This is a genomic window from Actinophytocola sp. (genome assembly GCF_035762905.1).
Classification (GTDB): domain Bacteria; phylum Actinomycetota; class Actinomycetes; order Mycobacteriales; family Pseudonocardiaceae; genus DASYTH01.
Genome location: NZ_DASUCC010000070.1, coordinates 1 through 14162, shown reverse-complemented (window position 1 = coordinate 14162; position 14162 = coordinate 1). Strand labels below are relative to the sequence as shown.

Annotated in this window: 16 protein-coding genes and 1 pseudogene; 9 read left to right on the top strand and 8 right to left on the bottom strand. The window is 70.9% G+C overall.

From position 1 onward, the window contains the following. The first annotated feature begins 1 nt into the window (after position 1). Both moaC and VFV67_RS13570 read left to right on the top strand, forming a co-directional pair. On the top strand, positions 2 to 481 hold the full coding sequence (gene moaC / locus VFV67_RS13575) for a cyclic pyranopterin monophosphate synthase MoaC (RefSeq protein ID WP_326470108.1): 480 nt from the start codon (positions 2 to 4) through the stop codon (positions 479 to 481). Continuing rightward, a complete protein-coding gene (locus VFV67_RS13570; protein WP_326470107.1) occupies positions 478 to 1407 on the top strand; it encodes a molybdenum cofactor biosynthesis protein MoaE in 930 nt (309 codons plus the stop codon). The genes moaC and VFV67_RS13570 overlap by 4 nt, the downstream gene beginning before the upstream one ends. A gap of 60 nt (positions 1408 to 1467) precedes the next feature. On the opposite strand, the gene VFV67_RS13565 is transcribed toward VFV67_RS13570, so the two are convergent. From VFV67_RS13565 to moaA, 3 genes are all read right to left on the bottom strand, one after another. Then, on the bottom strand, positions 1468 to 2091 hold the full coding sequence (locus tag VFV67_RS13565; protein WP_326470370.1) for a transglycosylase family protein: 624 nt from the start codon (positions 2089 to 2091) through the stop codon (positions 1468 to 1470). Positions 2092 to 2475: 384 nt separating this feature from the next. Continuing rightward, complete coding sequence (locus VFV67_RS13560; protein ID WP_326470106.1) at positions 2476 to 2727, bottom strand: MoaD/ThiS family protein; 252 nt, start codon at positions 2725 to 2727, stop codon at positions 2476 to 2478. 4 nt (positions 2728 to 2731) lie between these two features. Beyond that, a complete protein-coding gene (gene moaA / locus VFV67_RS13555; protein ID WP_326470369.1) occupies positions 2732 to 3769 on the bottom strand; it encodes a GTP 3',8-cyclase MoaA in 1038 nt (345 codons plus the stop codon). Between the two features lie 117 nt (positions 3770 to 3886). Here moaA and VFV67_RS13550 point away from each other — a divergent pair, with 117 nt between their 5' ends. From VFV67_RS13550 to VFV67_RS13530, 5 genes are read left to right on the top strand one after another with little or no spacing between them, the layout of a single operon-like run. Then, positions 3887 to 4366 (top strand): MarR family winged helix-turn-helix transcriptional regulator, encoded by a 480-nt coding sequence (locus tag VFV67_RS13550; RefSeq protein WP_326470105.1) that lies wholly within the window; start codon positions 3887 to 3889, stop codon positions 4364 to 4366. Positions 4367 to 4370: 4 nt separating this feature from the next. After that, entirely contained in the window at positions 4371 to 5171 is an 801-nt protein-coding gene (locus tag VFV67_RS13545; protein WP_326470103.1) for an HAD-IIA family hydrolase, read from the top strand. Positions 5172 to 5218: 47 nt separating this feature from the next. Continuing rightward, positions 5219 to 6034, top strand: coding sequence for a metallophosphoesterase family protein (locus VFV67_RS13540; protein ID WP_326470101.1), 816 nt, complete (start codon positions 5219 to 5221; stop codon positions 6032 to 6034). 56 nt (positions 6035 to 6090) lie between these two features. After that, positions 6091 to 6360, top strand: coding sequence for a DUF6412 domain-containing protein (locus tag VFV67_RS13535; protein ID WP_326470100.1), 270 nt, complete (start codon positions 6091 to 6093; stop codon positions 6358 to 6360). A gap of 50 nt (positions 6361 to 6410) precedes the next feature. Continuing rightward, entirely contained in the window at positions 6411 to 7037 is a 627-nt protein-coding gene (locus tag VFV67_RS13530) for a YidC/Oxa1 family membrane protein insertase (protein WP_326470099.1), read from the top strand. On the opposite strand, the gene VFV67_RS13525 is transcribed toward VFV67_RS13530, so the two are convergent. From VFV67_RS13525 to VFV67_RS13505, 5 genes are read right to left on the bottom strand one after another with little or no spacing between them, the layout of a single operon-like run. Beyond that, positions 7022 to 8275, bottom strand: a complete 1254-nt coding sequence (locus tag VFV67_RS13525) for a threonine/serine ThrE exporter family protein (RefSeq protein ID WP_326470098.1) — start codon at positions 8273 to 8275, stop codon at positions 7022 to 7024. The genes VFV67_RS13530 and VFV67_RS13525 overlap by 16 nt on opposite strands. After that, on the bottom strand, positions 8275 to 9486 hold the full coding sequence (locus VFV67_RS13520) for a threonine/serine exporter family protein (RefSeq protein WP_326470096.1): 1212 nt from the start codon (positions 9484 to 9486) through the stop codon (positions 8275 to 8277). Before VFV67_RS13520 ends, VFV67_RS13525 begins: the two co-directional genes overlap by 1 nt. Further along, entirely contained in the window at positions 9483 to 10841 is a 1359-nt protein-coding gene (locus tag VFV67_RS13515; protein ID WP_326470094.1) for a dipeptidase, read from the bottom strand. Before VFV67_RS13515 ends, VFV67_RS13520 begins: the two co-directional genes overlap by 4 nt. An 8-nt stretch (positions 10842 to 10849) precedes the next feature. Continuing rightward, positions 10850 to 11335: a hypothetical protein gene (locus VFV67_RS13510; RefSeq protein WP_326470093.1), complete on the bottom strand. Its 486-nt coding sequence runs from the start codon at positions 11333 to 11335 to the stop codon at positions 10850 to 10852. Further along, on the bottom strand, positions 11332 to 12804 hold the full coding sequence (locus VFV67_RS13505; RefSeq protein ID WP_326470091.1) for an APC family permease: 1473 nt from the start codon (positions 12802 to 12804) through the stop codon (positions 11332 to 11334). The genes VFV67_RS13510 and VFV67_RS13505 overlap by 4 nt, the downstream gene beginning before the upstream one ends. 132 nt (positions 12805 to 12936) lie before the next feature. Between VFV67_RS13505 and VFV67_RS13500 the strand changes: the two are divergent. Then, positions 12937 to 13650 (top strand): annotated as a pseudogene (locus VFV67_RS13500) (AMP-binding protein); the annotation flags it as partial. A gap of 53 nt (positions 13651 to 13703) precedes the next feature. Beyond that, positions 13704 to 14162, top strand: a 459-nt coding sequence (locus VFV67_RS13495) for a recombinase family protein (RefSeq protein WP_326470090.1), incomplete at its 3' end; no start/stop codon positions are given.

Sequence of the window (14162 nt, the reverse complement as noted above, 5' to 3'; positions counted from 1 at the left end):
CGTGCCTGAGCTGAGCCATCTGGACGCTGCCGGAGCCGCGCGGATGGTGGACGTGTCCGGCAAGGAGGCCACCGCGCGCACGGCCGTGGCCGGGGGCACGGTGCGCACCACGGCCGAGGTGCTGGAGCTGCTGCGCCGGGACGGGCTGCCCAAGGGCGACGCGCTGGCCACGGCCCGGATCGCCGGCATCATGGCGGCCAAGCGCACGCCCGACCTGATCCCGCTGTGCCACCCGATCGCGCTGTCCGCGGTCACGGTGGACTTCGCGCTCGGCGCCGACTCGGTGGAGATCACCGCGGTGGCCCGCACCACCGACCGGACCGGGGTGGAGATGGAGGCGCTGACCGCGGTGGCCGTCGCCGGGCTCGCCCTGCACGACATGATCAAGGCGGTGGACCCGGCGGCGTGCCTGGACGCGGTCCGCCTGGTGCGGAAGGTGGGCGGCAAGAGCGGCACCTGGACCCGACCGGAGGATCGATGACTGCGTCCCGCACCGCCCGGGTGGTGGCGGCGTCCAACCGGGCGGCCGCCGGGGTCTATGCGGACCGGACCGGACCGGTGATCGCGGCCTGGCTGCGCGAGCGCGGCTTCGAGGTGGGCGACGTGCTGGTGGTGCCGGACGGCGATCCGGTGGCCGCGGCGCTGCGGGACGCGGTCGCCGAGCGGGTCACCGTGGTGATCACCACCGGCGGGACCGGGATCAGCCCGACCGACCGCACCCCGGAGGCGACCGCGGCGGTGCTCGACTACCAGATCCCCGGGCTGGCCGACGCGATCCGCGCGGCCGGGCTGCCGGCGGTGCCGACCGCGGCGCTGTCCCGCGGGCTGGCCGGGGTGGCCGGCCGGACGCTGGTGGTGAACCTGCCCGGGTCGACCGGCGGCGTGCGGGACGGGCTCGGCGTGCTGGACGGCGTGCTCGGGCACGCGGTCGACCAGCTGGCCGGCGGCGACCATGAGCGCCCGGCCGCGGAGCCGGTGCCGGTCGCGGCGGTGCTGCGCGCGGCGATCAGCGAGACCGCGCTGTCCGTGGACGAGCACGCCGCGCTGGTGTCCGACCGGGCCGCCGGGGCGGTGGTCACGTTCGCAGGCGTGGTCCGCGACCACGACCACGGCAGGGTCGTCCAGGAGCTGACCTACGAGGGGCATCCGTCCGCTGCGGCCACGATCGAGGAGGTGGCCGGCGATATCGCCAAGCGGCATTCCGGCCTGCGGGCTATCGCGGTGAGTCACCGGATCGGGCCGCTGGGAATCGGCGATGTGGCGCTGGCTTGTGCGGTATCCGCCGACCACCGGCGGGCCGCGTTCGAGGCGTGCGCGAATCTCGTCGACGAGGTGAAAAGCCGGCTCCCGATTTGGAAGCACCAGATTTTCGCCGACGGTACCGACGAATGGGTCAACTGCCCCTGAAATGTGAAGCGGCCCCCGCCGCGAGTCGCGACGGGGGCCACATCGGTTACGTACCGATCGTCACTTGGTGGCGAGCTTCTGGCCGACCAGGATCAGGTTCGGGTTGCTGATGAAGTCCTTGTTCTTCTCGAACAGGGCCTGCCAGCCGCCGGGGACGTTCTGCGCCTGGGCGATCTTCGACAGCGAGTCACCGGCCACAACGGTGTAGTCACCGTTCGGGTTGGACGCGACCGTGATCGGGGCGGTCACCACCGGAGCGGAACGCTTCGGCGTGGTCTTGGCCTTGACGGTCTTCGGCTTGGCCGCCTTCGCTTTCGCGGGCGCGGCCGAGCCGCCGCCGGCACGCTTGCCACACACCGGCCACGCGCCGATACCCTGCGTGCGCAGGACGTTCTCGGCCACGCGGATCTGCTCCTCGCGGGAGGCGTTTGCCGGGTTTCCGGAGCCACCGTTGGCCGCCCAGGTCCGCGGATTGAACTGCAGACCGCCGTAGTAGCCGTTTCCGGTGTTGATGCTCCAGTTCCCGCCGCTTTCGCACTGGGCGATCGCGTCCCAGTTGGGGCTGGCCGAAGCGGTGCCGGTGGCCAGGGCGAACGGGGCACCCACGGCGACGCCTGCGACGACGACGCGAGCGAGGGTACGGGTGGCAGCGTGGGGCTTGCGGTTCTTGCCTCGGTTAGCCATTAGGGTCTCTCTCCCGCGCCTGCGTACATATTGTGGACTGGCCCACAAGGGCGCCCACGCCCCCATCCGGAAGTCTCTTTCACTCGGGGATTTATTTCTCGGATACCCGCGGGACGGGGTTCGGCGCTTTGGGCATCCGGTGTTGCGGTTGGTCGGGGACCAACGCCAGAAACGGTACGGATCACCGGGTGGAAAGGAAAATCGAAAGAGATGTGACCGTCGTCACAGTAACAATGCCTATCGTCTGGCGATCATGCGCGTTCACGCAGGTCAATGACTTCGTGATCGGCGTTAATAACGAGGTTATCAGTTCGAGATCGACAGCTTTTCCATGAGTTCTGAATCACCCTGACAGGGGCAATGATTACGTCACGTTACGAATGCTCAACCACCTGCGAACGGCGGCAGCACATCCACCTCGGCACCCTCGGTGAGCGGGGCCGCCCGGTCCCGCACGGCCACCCCGTCGAGCAGGAAGCCGCACGCCGTCAGCACCCGGCTCAGCTCGGCGCCGTGCCGGGCGCCCAGCGTGGTCACCAGGTCGGCCACGGTTGCCCCGGCCGGCGCCGAGACCTCCTCCTGGGCAGTGCCGGCCGCGGCCTTGGCCCCGGCGAAGTACCGGACCCTGACGTCCATACGGTCAGCCCCCGATCGCGCTCATCGGACGCAGCGGCTGGGCGAAGCCGGCCTCGTTGATCCGGTGGCCGGCGAGCTTGGCCCACATCGTCGCCCGCCACAGGTCGGCCAGCTCCGCGTCGCTCGCGCCGGCCCGCAGGGGGGCGCGCAGGTCGGTCTCGGACTGGCTGAACAGGCAGTTGCGCAGTGCGCCGTCCGCGGTCAGCCGGGTGCGGTCGCAGGCCTGGCAGAACGAGCGGGTCACCGAGGCGATCACGCCGACCTCGCCCGGACCGCCGTCGACCAGCCAGCGCTCGGCCGGGTCGGCACCGCGCGGGGTGCGGCTCGGGGTCAGCTCGAACCCGCCGGAGAGCCGCTCGAGGATCTCGGTCGCGGTCACCATCCGGTCGCGCTGCCAGCCGTGCTGGGCGTCCAGCGGCATCTGCTCGATGAACCGCAGGTGGTAGTCGTGCTCGAGGCACCAGCGCAGCAACGGCACCGCCTCGTCCTCGTTCACTCCGGGCAGCAGCACCGCGTTGATCTTGACCGGGCGCAGCCCGGCGGTGTGCGCCGCGCGCAGCCCGGCGAGCACGTCGTCGAGCCGGTCCCGGCGGGTGATCCGGACGAACCGCTCGGGGTCCAGCGTGTCCAGCGAGACGTTGATCCGGTCCAGCCCGGCCGCGCGCAGCGCCGCCGCCCGCCGGGTCAGGCCGATCCCGTTGGTGGTCATGGAGATCCGCGGCCGAGGCCGCAGCGCCGCGGTGCCCGCGACCAGATCGTCGATGCCCTTGCGGAGCAGCGGCTCGCCGCCGGTGAACCGGATCTCGGTCACCCCCAGCCGGGTCACCGCGATGTCCATCAGGCGCATCAGCTCGGCGTTGGTCAGCACCTCCGGGCCGGGCAGCCAGTCCAGCCCCTCGGCCGGCATGCAGTAGGTGCAGCGCAGGTTGCACCGGTCGGTCAGAGATACCCGCAGGTCCGTCGCCACCCGGCCGAACGAGTCGACCAGGTGCGGCGTATCGGGCCGGTCGGCGCCGCCGGAGCCGCCCGCTGGGCCCCGCACCGTGGGGAGACCGAGGTCAACCGCTGTCACCCTAACGAGGGTAGTCGTGCGGTCGGACGATCACGGCGACTAGTATTGCCTCTACTGCCAAGCTTCTTAGTTCACGAGGAGTGGTCGATGTCCAGTCCGGTCCGGACCGGCAGCGAGCAGGTTCCCGCCGACGTGCTCGAGCGGTTCGGCCGGCTCGGCCGCGAGCTGTCCACGATGACCGTGCTGTTCCACGCGCGGATCGCCGAGCGGATGGGCCTGTCCGGCACCGATCACAAGTGTCTGGAGCTTGTCATGCGGGCCGCCGCGCCGCTCACCGCCGGCCGGATCGCCCAGCAGTCCGGACTGTCCACCGGCGCGGTGACCGGGGTGATCGACCGGCTGGAGCGCCGCGGGTTCGTGCGCCGGATCCGGGACCCGCACGACCGCCGGAAGGTGCTGGTCGAGGTGGTCGGCTTCGACGAGTCCCGCTACCTGCACCTGTTCCGGAGCATGATCGAACTCAACGAACGGGTGCTGAAAAGATTCGCGCCGGAGGATTGGGACCTGCTCGAGCGGTATAACCGAGCGATGCTGGACGAGTTCGCGCGGCTGCTCGATGAAGGGTGAGGCGATGCCCGAGCCGGTGACCGGCTGGACCTACCTGATGGACATGGACGGGGTGCTGGTGCACGAGGAGCACCTCATCCCCGGAGCCGACAAGCTGATCGGCGAGCTGACCGAGCGCGGTAACCCGTTCCTGGTGCTCACCAACAACTCGATCTACACCCCGCGAGACCTGCGGGCCCGGTTGCGGCGCACCGGGCTGGACGTGCCGGAGTCGGCCATCTGGACCTCGGCGCTGGCCACCGCCCGGTTCCTGGACGCGCAGCGGCCGGCCGGCTCGGCGTTCGTGATCGGCGAGGCGGGGCTGACCACCGCGCTGCACGAGATCGGCTACGTGCTCACCGACCGCGATCCGGACTACGTGGTGCTCGGCGAGACCCGCACCTACAGCTTCACCGCCATCACCAGCGCGATCCGGCTGGTCGAGCAGGGCGCCCGGTTCATCGCCACCAACCCGGACCCCACCGGGCCGAGCCTGCAGGGCCCCCTGCCGGCCACCGGGTCGGTGGCCGCGCTGATCGAGCGGGCCACCGGGCACTCGCCCTACTTCGTGGGCAAGCCCAACCCGCTGATGATGCGCTCGGCGCTGAACGCGCTCGGCGTGCACTCGGAGAACACGCTGATGATCGGCGACCGGATGGACACCGACGTCCGGTCCGGGCTGGAGGCCGGCCTGCGCACCATCCTGGTGCTCACCGGGATTTCCACCCGGGAGACCGCGGAGCGATTCCCGTACCGGCCGAGCCGGATCATCGACTCCGTTGCGGATCTGGTCGGGCACACCGAGGATCCGTTCGGCGCCGACTGACCGCCGCGGCACGCGGCACCCGGCGGTCTGCCTTATCGTTCTGCATTGTGTCCGCCGAGCAGCCGTCGACATCGGTCCATGTGGTCGGTGACGTGCACGGGCACCACGCCGAGTTGGTGACCGCGTTGGCCGCCGCCGGCTTCCTCGACGAGGACGGCGCGTGGTCCGGCGGTGCCGCGCGCCTGTGGTTCCTCGGCGACTTCGTCGACCGGGGTCCGGACGGGATCGGCGCGATCGACCTGGTGATGCGCCTTGAGCGGCAGGCCGCCGCGGCCGGCGGTCAGGTGGCCACCCTGCTCGGCAACCACGAGATCCTGTTGCTGGGCATGCGGAAGTACGGCGACACCGAGGTCCCGTCCGGGTTCGGCCCGCGCAGCTTCGCCCGCAGCTGGGCGCTCAACGGCGGCCAGAACGGCGACCAGGAGAGCCTCACCGACGCGCACGTCGAATGGCTGCTCGAGCGTCCGGTGCTGGCCCTCGTCGACGATCACCTGCTGATGCACTCCGACACCCTCGAGTACCTCTCCTGGGGCAACGACATCGAGGAGATCAACGCCGCGGTGCACGGGGTGCTGCGCTCCGACGACCTCACCGAGTGGTGGGAGGTCTGGCGCCGGATGACCGCCCGGCACGCCTTCCGCGGTCCGCACGGCGAAGAGGTGGTCGACAAGCTGCTGTCCGTGCTCGGCGGCAGCCGCATCGTGCACGGCCACAGCGTCATCGCCGACCAACTCGGCATCCTCCCCGCCCAGGTCGACGGCCCGCTGCTGTACGCGGGCGGCAAGGCCCTCGGCGTCGACGGCGGCGTCTTCGTCGGCGGACCGTGCCTCGTCGTCCCGCTGCCCTGGCAGCCCGAGGAGTAGCGTGGCGCACGGGGCCCGAACCGGCCCCGTCAGGTGCTTCCCTCCTGGAGGATCCGGTGCTGCGGCTCAGTGTCCTCGTCGCACTGCTGTGGGTCGCGCTGTTCGTTCTGCCCGTGGGAAATCCGGGCGAGCTGCTGACCATGGCCGCGGTCGCCGTGCTGGCCCTGGTCGCGCTGGGTGTCCGGGAGCCGAGCGCGCCGCGGGTCCGGATCCGGGCCCTGGTCCTGCGCACCCGCGCCGAGCGCCTGGCGTTCCTGCGCACCCGTGACCCCGACGCGGCCGGCCGGGTTCGGCCGAGAGCACCGGGACAGGCGGCGGCGGTCTAGCACCGCCGCCCGCAGCGACCTGTCCCTTCTCTCCCTTACGGAGCCCAGTCTTGTTCGCCCTCTTCGACGTGCCGGTCGCCGGCGCGTACCACGTCCTGCTCGCGATCGTCGATGTGTTGGGGCCGGTACCGGCCATTCTCGTGTTCACCGTCGCGGTGCGGCTGCTGCTGCACCCGCTCGCCCGGGCGGCGGCCCGGGGCGACCGGGTCCGGCAGGAGCTGGCACCCCGGATGGCGGAGCTGAAGCGGAAGTACGGCAAGGATCCGGACCGGATGCGGCGCGAGGTGGCCAGGCTGCACCAGGAGTCCGGCGGGTCGATGTTCGCCGGCTGCCTGCCGCTGCTCGCCCAGCTGCCGTTCTTCTTCGTGATGTTCCGGCTGTTCAGCACCGGGACCGTGGCCGGCGGGCCGAACGCGCTGCTCGGCCACACCCTGTTCGGCACCCCGCTCGCCGCGCACGCCTCGGCGGCGCACCCGGTGTTCCTGCTGCTGTTCGCCGTCCTGGCGGCGCTGGCCTGGTGGTCGACCCGGTTGCTGCCGAAGGAGGCGCCTGCGGCGCTGCGGCTGGTGCCGTACGGCTCGGTGCTCGGCGCGGCCGTGCTGCCGCTGGCCGCCGGGATCTACCTGTGCACCAGCACCGCGTGGGGGGTGGCCGAACGCGCCTACCTGCGCCGCTGACGCCGCAGCCGGTGCGGGACGGCGGCGACACCGCGGTACACGGTCACGCCGCACAGCACGCCGAGCGCGATCGACACGACCGCGGCGATCGTCTGCATGAGATCGGCCATGCTGGCCGAGGCCGGGTTGCCGACCAGCTCGGTGATCCCGACCAGGCCGATCGCGCCCGGCACCAGCAGCCAGAACGCCGGCAGGAAGGTCACCTGGGACGGCGGCCCGCCGGGCAGCTGGGACACGGCCAGCGCCACCGGGGTCATCACCAGCGCACCGAAGAAGCCGCTGGCGCCGGACCCGAACAGCTGCTCGCCGATCATCTGGCCGGCCCAGGCGGTGAGCACGACGATCACCAGGAAGGGCAGGGAGCCGCGGGGCGCGGAGAAGTAGAAGTTGACCGCGATGGTGAAGATCACCACCCCGGCCCACGGCGCCCACGGCCCGAGCGCCACGATGCGCAGGTTCTCCAGCGCGTCCGCGCGCGGCAGCCCGGCCAGCTCCACGCCGGCGATGATCCCGATCGAGAGCAGCATCAGCTGCAGGAAGCCGAACACCAGCCGGCTCGCTCCGGCCACCATCTCCCCGGAGGCCAGCTCGACGGTCGCGGTGGTCAGCACGCCGCCGGGCAGGAAGGTGACCAGCGGCGCGATCAGTGTGCGCAGGCCGGGATCGGCGATGCCCTTCTGCACCAGCTGGAAGGTGAACGCGGAGACGATCAGCGCGCACAGCACCGGGGTGAGCACGCTGAGCGCGTGGTTGTTCCGGGTCAGCTGGATCAGCGTGCCGACCACCAGGCCGAAGCCCGCGGCGATCAGCACGTCGGTCGGGGTGGGCTGCAGGATCAGGCACAGCGCGGCGGTCATGGCCGTGTAGGCGAGCACGGTGACCACGGCGCCGTAGCGCGGCTTCATCGCGCGGATCACGCGCAGCTCGCGCAGGCCCTCCTCCAGGTCCAGCTCGCCCACCTCGGCCCGCCGGACCACCCGGTAGAGCGCGGCGATCTGGTCCAGCCGCAACGCCCCGGTGCGCTGCGGGATCGCCTCGATCGTGGTCTCCCTCGCCTGGCCGACGGCGATCAGGAGCGCGGTCGGCAGCACGACGATCCGGGCGTCGGCGGCACCGTTGGCCGCGGCGATCCGCAGCAGCCGCTCCTCCGTCTCGCTGACCGCGGTGCCGGCAAGGGCCAGCGCCCGCCCGATCTCGAGCAGCAGCACGTGCAGCCGGCGCGGATCGGGTTCGGCCATCAGGTGCCCGCGGACAGCGGGCGCCGCACGGCCGCGGCGCCGATCAGCATCCCCACCCCGATCGCGGTCAGCATGCCGAGCATCTCGGCCACGCCCGCGACGCCCTGGACCGGATGCCCGCCGATCCAGCTCTCGATCCCGCGCAGCCCGTGTGACCCGGGCGTGAGCACGTAGAACGCGCCGAGATAGAGCACGTACGGCGGCGGCCGGTTCGGTCCGCGGCCGAGCAGCAGCGCGGCGACCGTCATCGCGACGGCGCCGATGAACGTGCCGACCGCGTCGCCGAACACGGCGCTAGCCGCCGTCACGACCGCCGCGGTGCCGAGCACCAGCGCCAGCGGGAAGTCGGCCGGCGCCATGGAGAACGTGAACATCACCCCGAGCGCGAACAGCACCCAGCCACCGGCCACCGCGACCGGGCCAAGGTTGCCCGCAACGTCCACGTCGAACAGCGCGCTCTGCGGCATCCCGAGCAGCAGCACGGCCGTCAGCGCGCCGAAGCCGAGCATCAGCAGCACGGCAAGGCCGTAGACCAGCCGGGTGGCCCCGGCGCTGATCCGGCCGTCGGCCAGCTCCAGCATGGCCGCGGACGGCGCGTCGCCCGGGATGAAGTAGAACAGTGCCGGGATGATCAGCTGGATCGGGCCGCCGTCGATCCAGTCTTGCCGGTAGGCCACGAGCACCAGGGCGGTCACCGCGACCGAGCCCAGAAACGGCAGCACAAGGGCGAACCGCGGCCGGTTGTCGGCGGCGGGCACCAGCAGCCCGACGGTGAGCCCGAGCCCGGCCGAGGCGATCACCTCCTGCCAGGTGGCCTGCACCGAGATGCCGAATCCGACGCTGAACAGCACCAGCCCGGCCACTCGGACGCCCGGGCCCCAGCGCGCCGGCGCCCGGCACAGCTCGTCCAGCCGGCGCAGCGCCTCGCCGGCCGACACCTCCCCGCGGTCGATCGCGCCGAGCAGCCGCTTGGACGCGGAGACCTGGTCCAGCGGCGGGACGGTGGGCGAGCCGGACCGGGCGACGGTCCGCTCTCCGACGGTCAGGATGGCGGCGTCGGCCAGGAACGTCACGTCGGCGCTCAGGCCGTACCGGGCCGCGACCCCGGCCACGATCCGCTCGGCGCCCGCGGTGCCCTCGTAGCTCCACCGCAGCAGCACCTCGGTCAGCCGGGCGAGCAGCGCGAAGGCGTCCGGATCCGGTGTCGTCACCGGCTCTCGGCGTACCTCTTCAGGAACAGCGCCTCGGCCAGCGCCGTGTGTTCGATCTCGGCCGGGTTGACGCTCTCGTTGGGCGCGTGGATCAGGCATTTCGGCTCCTCGACCCCGAGCAGCATGATCTCCGCGTCCGGAAACGTCTCGGCGAAGACGCCGCACAGCGGGATGGAGCCGCCCTGGCCCGCGGTCGCCAGCGGCCGGCCGTAGGCGTCCTCGAGCGCCGCCTTCATCGCGTCGAACGCGGGCCCGTTGAGCGAGCCGATGAACGGTTCCCCGGTCCCCGCGTCGGCGAACTCGCAGCGCAGGCCCCACGGCACCCGCGCCCGCAGGTGGGCGATCAGCGCATCCCGCGCCTGCCGGGCGTTCGTGCCGGGCGGCACCCGCACGCTGACCCGGGCGGCGGTGGACGCCTGCACGGCCGCCGTCGACCCGATCACCGGCGGGATGTCGATGCCCAGCACGGTCGCGGTCGGTCGGGCCCACAGCCGGTCCGCCACGCTGCCCTCACCCATCAGCTCGACCCCGTCGAGCACGTTCGCGTCCACCCGGAACTGCGCCTCCGGGTAGTCCACCCCGTTCCAGCGTTGGGTGGCGTTCAGGCCGTCGATCGTGGTGTTGCCGCGTTCGTCGTGCAGCGAGGCCAGCATCATGATCAGGCCGGCAACCGGGTCCGGCGCCGGGCCGCCGAACATCCCCGAGTGCATGGCGCTGCCCAGCGCGGTCAGCGTGACGTCGACGGCGGTCATCCCGCGCAGGGTCGTGGTCAGCGTGGGCACACCCTGGGCGAAGTTCCCGGTGTCCACGACCAGGATCGCGTCCGCGCGCAGCAGGTCGGCGTTGGGCGGCACGAACTCCTCCAGCCCGCCGGTGCCCTGCTCCTCCGAGCCCTCGCAGATCAGCTTGACCGTGCACGGGAACTCGCCGTAGACCTGGCGCAGCGCACGCAGCGCGGTCAGGTGCATGACGATGTTGCCCTTGCAGTCCGCCGCGCCGCGGCCGTACCACCGGCCGTCCTTCTCGGTCAGCTCCCACACCGGCGTGGCCCAGGCGTCGTCGCCCAGCGGCGGCTGCACGTCGTAGTGGGCGTAGAGCAGCACGGTGGGCGAGCCGGCCGGGCCGGGCGCGTGCCCGTGCACGGCCAGGCTGCCGTCCGGCGTCGGCGAGCCCTGCACGTCCCGCAGCCCGGCCTCGGTGAACTTGTCGATCACCCACTGCGCCGCCTTCGCGCACTCCTCCGGCGGAGCGATCTTGGCGTCGGCGACCGACCGGAACGAGACCAACTCGGTGAGATCGGCGCGGGCGCGGCCCATCAGCGAGGCGACGGTGTCGCGCAGCGTGTCCTCGGACATGGTCTCCCTCAGCGGTTCACGATGTCGTCGAGCAGATAGTCCTTGACCTGCGCGCGGAACGGTTCGACCTGCTCCGGGCAGTACACCTGCAGCACCACCTCGGTGCCGCGGAGCAGTTTCACCTCGGCCCGGATCGGGCGCTGACCGACGAACGCGGCGCCGTTGGTCAGTTGTGCGTCCAGGATCGCCTTGGACAGCGCCGCGGCCGGGTCCGCGCACACCGCGCCGCCGTCGGTGCCGAGCACCCGAGCGATCGTGTCGATGCTGGCCGGCGCGTTCAGGCCGGCGTCGTTCAGCGCGGTGACCAGTTCCTGGGCCTTCGCCTCGGCCGCCTGGTCCGCCTCGTTGAAGCGGTAGAGGACCAGGCCGATGACCGCGAGCGCGATCACCGAAACGAGGATGATCCAGCGGTGCGGCTGCTGCCAGCCGGTCTTCTCGGGAATGTTGACCGGAGTGGTGGGCTGGGGCTCGGGCTGGGCCGTCGGCGTCGTCATGGCCGCACCTCCGCCTGCTCGGGTTGCTCCGGTTCGGTCTGCCAGTGGGGTTTTCGCAGCTTGTAGAACAGCAGCGGCGGCAGCAGCCCGATCAGCACGATGCCGGCCAGGATCAACAACGCGTACGTCCCGGCGCCGCCGCCACCGAACTGCGACGGCGGGACGAACCCGATCGCGAACGCGGCCAGCGAGGACAGTGCGCCGACCACGCACAGCAGGGTGAGCGCCGGGGCGCGGTAGCCGCGCGGGTGGTCGGGTTGACTCTTGCGCAGCCGCATGGCGGCGATGAACATCAGCACGTAGACGATCAGGTAGACCTGGGTGGTCATCACCGACAGGATCCAGTAGGCGCTGGAGACGTCCGGGATGAACGCGTACATCAGTGCGATCACGGTGGTCAGCGCGCCCTGGCTGACCAGGATGTTGGTCTGGATACCCTGCTTGTTGGTCTTCTGGAAGTACGGCGGCAGGTAGCCCTTCTGCCTGCCGATCAGCAGCAGGCCCTTGGACGGCCCGGCGAGCCAGCCGAGCATCCCGCCGGTCGCCGCGCAGACCAGCGCGATCGCGATGATCGGCACCAGGAACTCGAGGCCGAAGTGCGCGAAGAAGATGGTGAACGCCTGCATGATCCCGGCGGTGAGGCTGATCGTGTCCAGCGGCACCACCCAGGCGACGGCCAGCGCGGGCAGGATGAAGATCAGCAGCACCAGGCCCATGGCCACGAACATCGCCTTCGGGAACTCCTTGGCCGGGTTCTTGAGCTCGTTCACATGCACCGCGTTCATCTCCATGCCCGAGTAGGACAGGAAGTTGTTGACGATCAGCACCAGGCTGGCGATGCCGGTCCAGGCGGGCAGCAGGTGATCGACGTCCATCGGCGCCTCGGACGGGTTGCCCTGCAACAGGTAGACGATGCCCATCACGACCAGCAGCACGCCCGGGATCAGGGTGCCGATCACCAGGCCGTTCGATGCCAGCTTGGCGACCTCCTTCATGCCCTTGGCCGACACGAACACCCCGGCCCAGTACACGATCACGATCACCGCGCCGGTATAGACCCCGTTGCTGGCCAGGGCCGGGTCGATCACGTAGGCGAGCGTGCTGGCCACATAGGCAAGCAGGGTGGGGTAGTAGAAGATCGTCATGGCGAACTGGCACCAGACCGCCAACAGTCCCATCGGCCCGGAGACGCCCTCGGACACCCACCGGTACACCCCGCCGGACCAGCCGGAGGCCAGCTCCGCGGCGACCATCGCCTGCGGCAGCAGGAACAGGATCGCCGGCACGAGGTACAGGAACACGCAGGCGAGCCCGTACACGGCCATGGTGGGCGCGGCCCGCAGACTGGCCACCGACCCGGTGGTCAGCATCGCCAGCGCGACCCACGAGATCCACTGCTGGTTCGGGATCCCGGCCAGCGTGCCAGGAGCCTTGACCGCGCGCGGGCGGTCAGCGGAGAGATCGCTCATGTCTCGTCTCCGATCGGGATGCAGGGCTGTGATCATCGGGCGGCCGAAACCCCCGCAGCCTCACCCGTCGCGGGTGAATGGTGTGGGTTCGCCCCGTTGACGGGTGCTCGCCGGGGCGGCAACCATGCAGGGATGACCTCGCTGCCCAGCTATGTGTCCGGTGTTTCCGACGTCGCCCTGCTCGGTGACACGATCGGGGACAACTTCGACCGGACGGTCGCGACGCACGGTGGCCGGGACGCGCTGGTGGAATGCGCCTCCGGGCGGCGGTGGTCGTACGCGGAGTTGGCCGGTGCGGTCACCGCGGTGGCGCTGGGTCTGCGGGAACTGGGGGTCGGCAAGGGGGATCGGGTCGGGATCTGGGCGCCGAACTGTGCGGAGTGGACCTTCGTGCAGTACGCGACGGCGAAGCTGGGGGCGATCCTGGTCAACATCAACCCGGCCTACCGGGTGCACGAGTTGGAGTACGTGGTCAACCAGGCCGGGATCCGGACGCTGGTGGCGGCGCCGAGCTTCAAGACCTCCGACTACGCGGCGATGATCGAGCAGGTGCGGCCGAACTGCCCGGCGCTGCGCGACGTGCTGCTGATTGGCCGGCCCGAGTGGGACCGGCTGGTGGCGGCCGGGCGGGCCGCGGATGCGTCCGTGCTTGCCGAGATCGGCGCGGGGCTGTCCGCCGACGATCCGATCAACATCCAGTACACCTCGGGGACGACCGGATTTCCCAAGGGCGCCACCCTGTCCCACCACAATATCCTCAACAACGGCTTCTTCGTCGGGGAGCTGTGCACCTACACCGAGTACGACCGGGTCTGCGTTCCGGTGCCGTTCTACCACTTGAATGGCGGGTATCCGGGATGCAAGGACGCGCAGGTCAGAGAGCTAGGTACGCTGAAAAGATGCGTGAACCACGACAGGTCGGGGGTGTCGCGGTCGGAGCGATCCGTCTCTCATCGCTTACGGACAGTACATCTAGCCCGGAGCGGCAGAGAGAGATCATCGAGGGTGAGGCCGGCCTGATCAGGGCCGACAAGCTGATCTTCACTGAAGAACTGGACATTTCGGCGACGAGTGTCGCCGTCTGGGATCGGCCAGACCTGCGGTACTGGCTCGACAACCCGCACGAGCTGGATCACCTGATCGTTTGGAAGCTCGATCGCGTGTGCCGGAACGTGCTGGAAACGGCGTGGTTGATCAAGTGGGCACTCGACAACGGCGTGAACGTCGTCTGCAACTCGCCTCGACTGGACCTGGCAACCCCCCTGGGCCGGGGCATCGCCTTGTTCATCGGGTCGATCGCGGAGATGGAAGCGGTCAATACCCAGGAGCGGATCAGGGACGCCCGCGCTTACATGGCG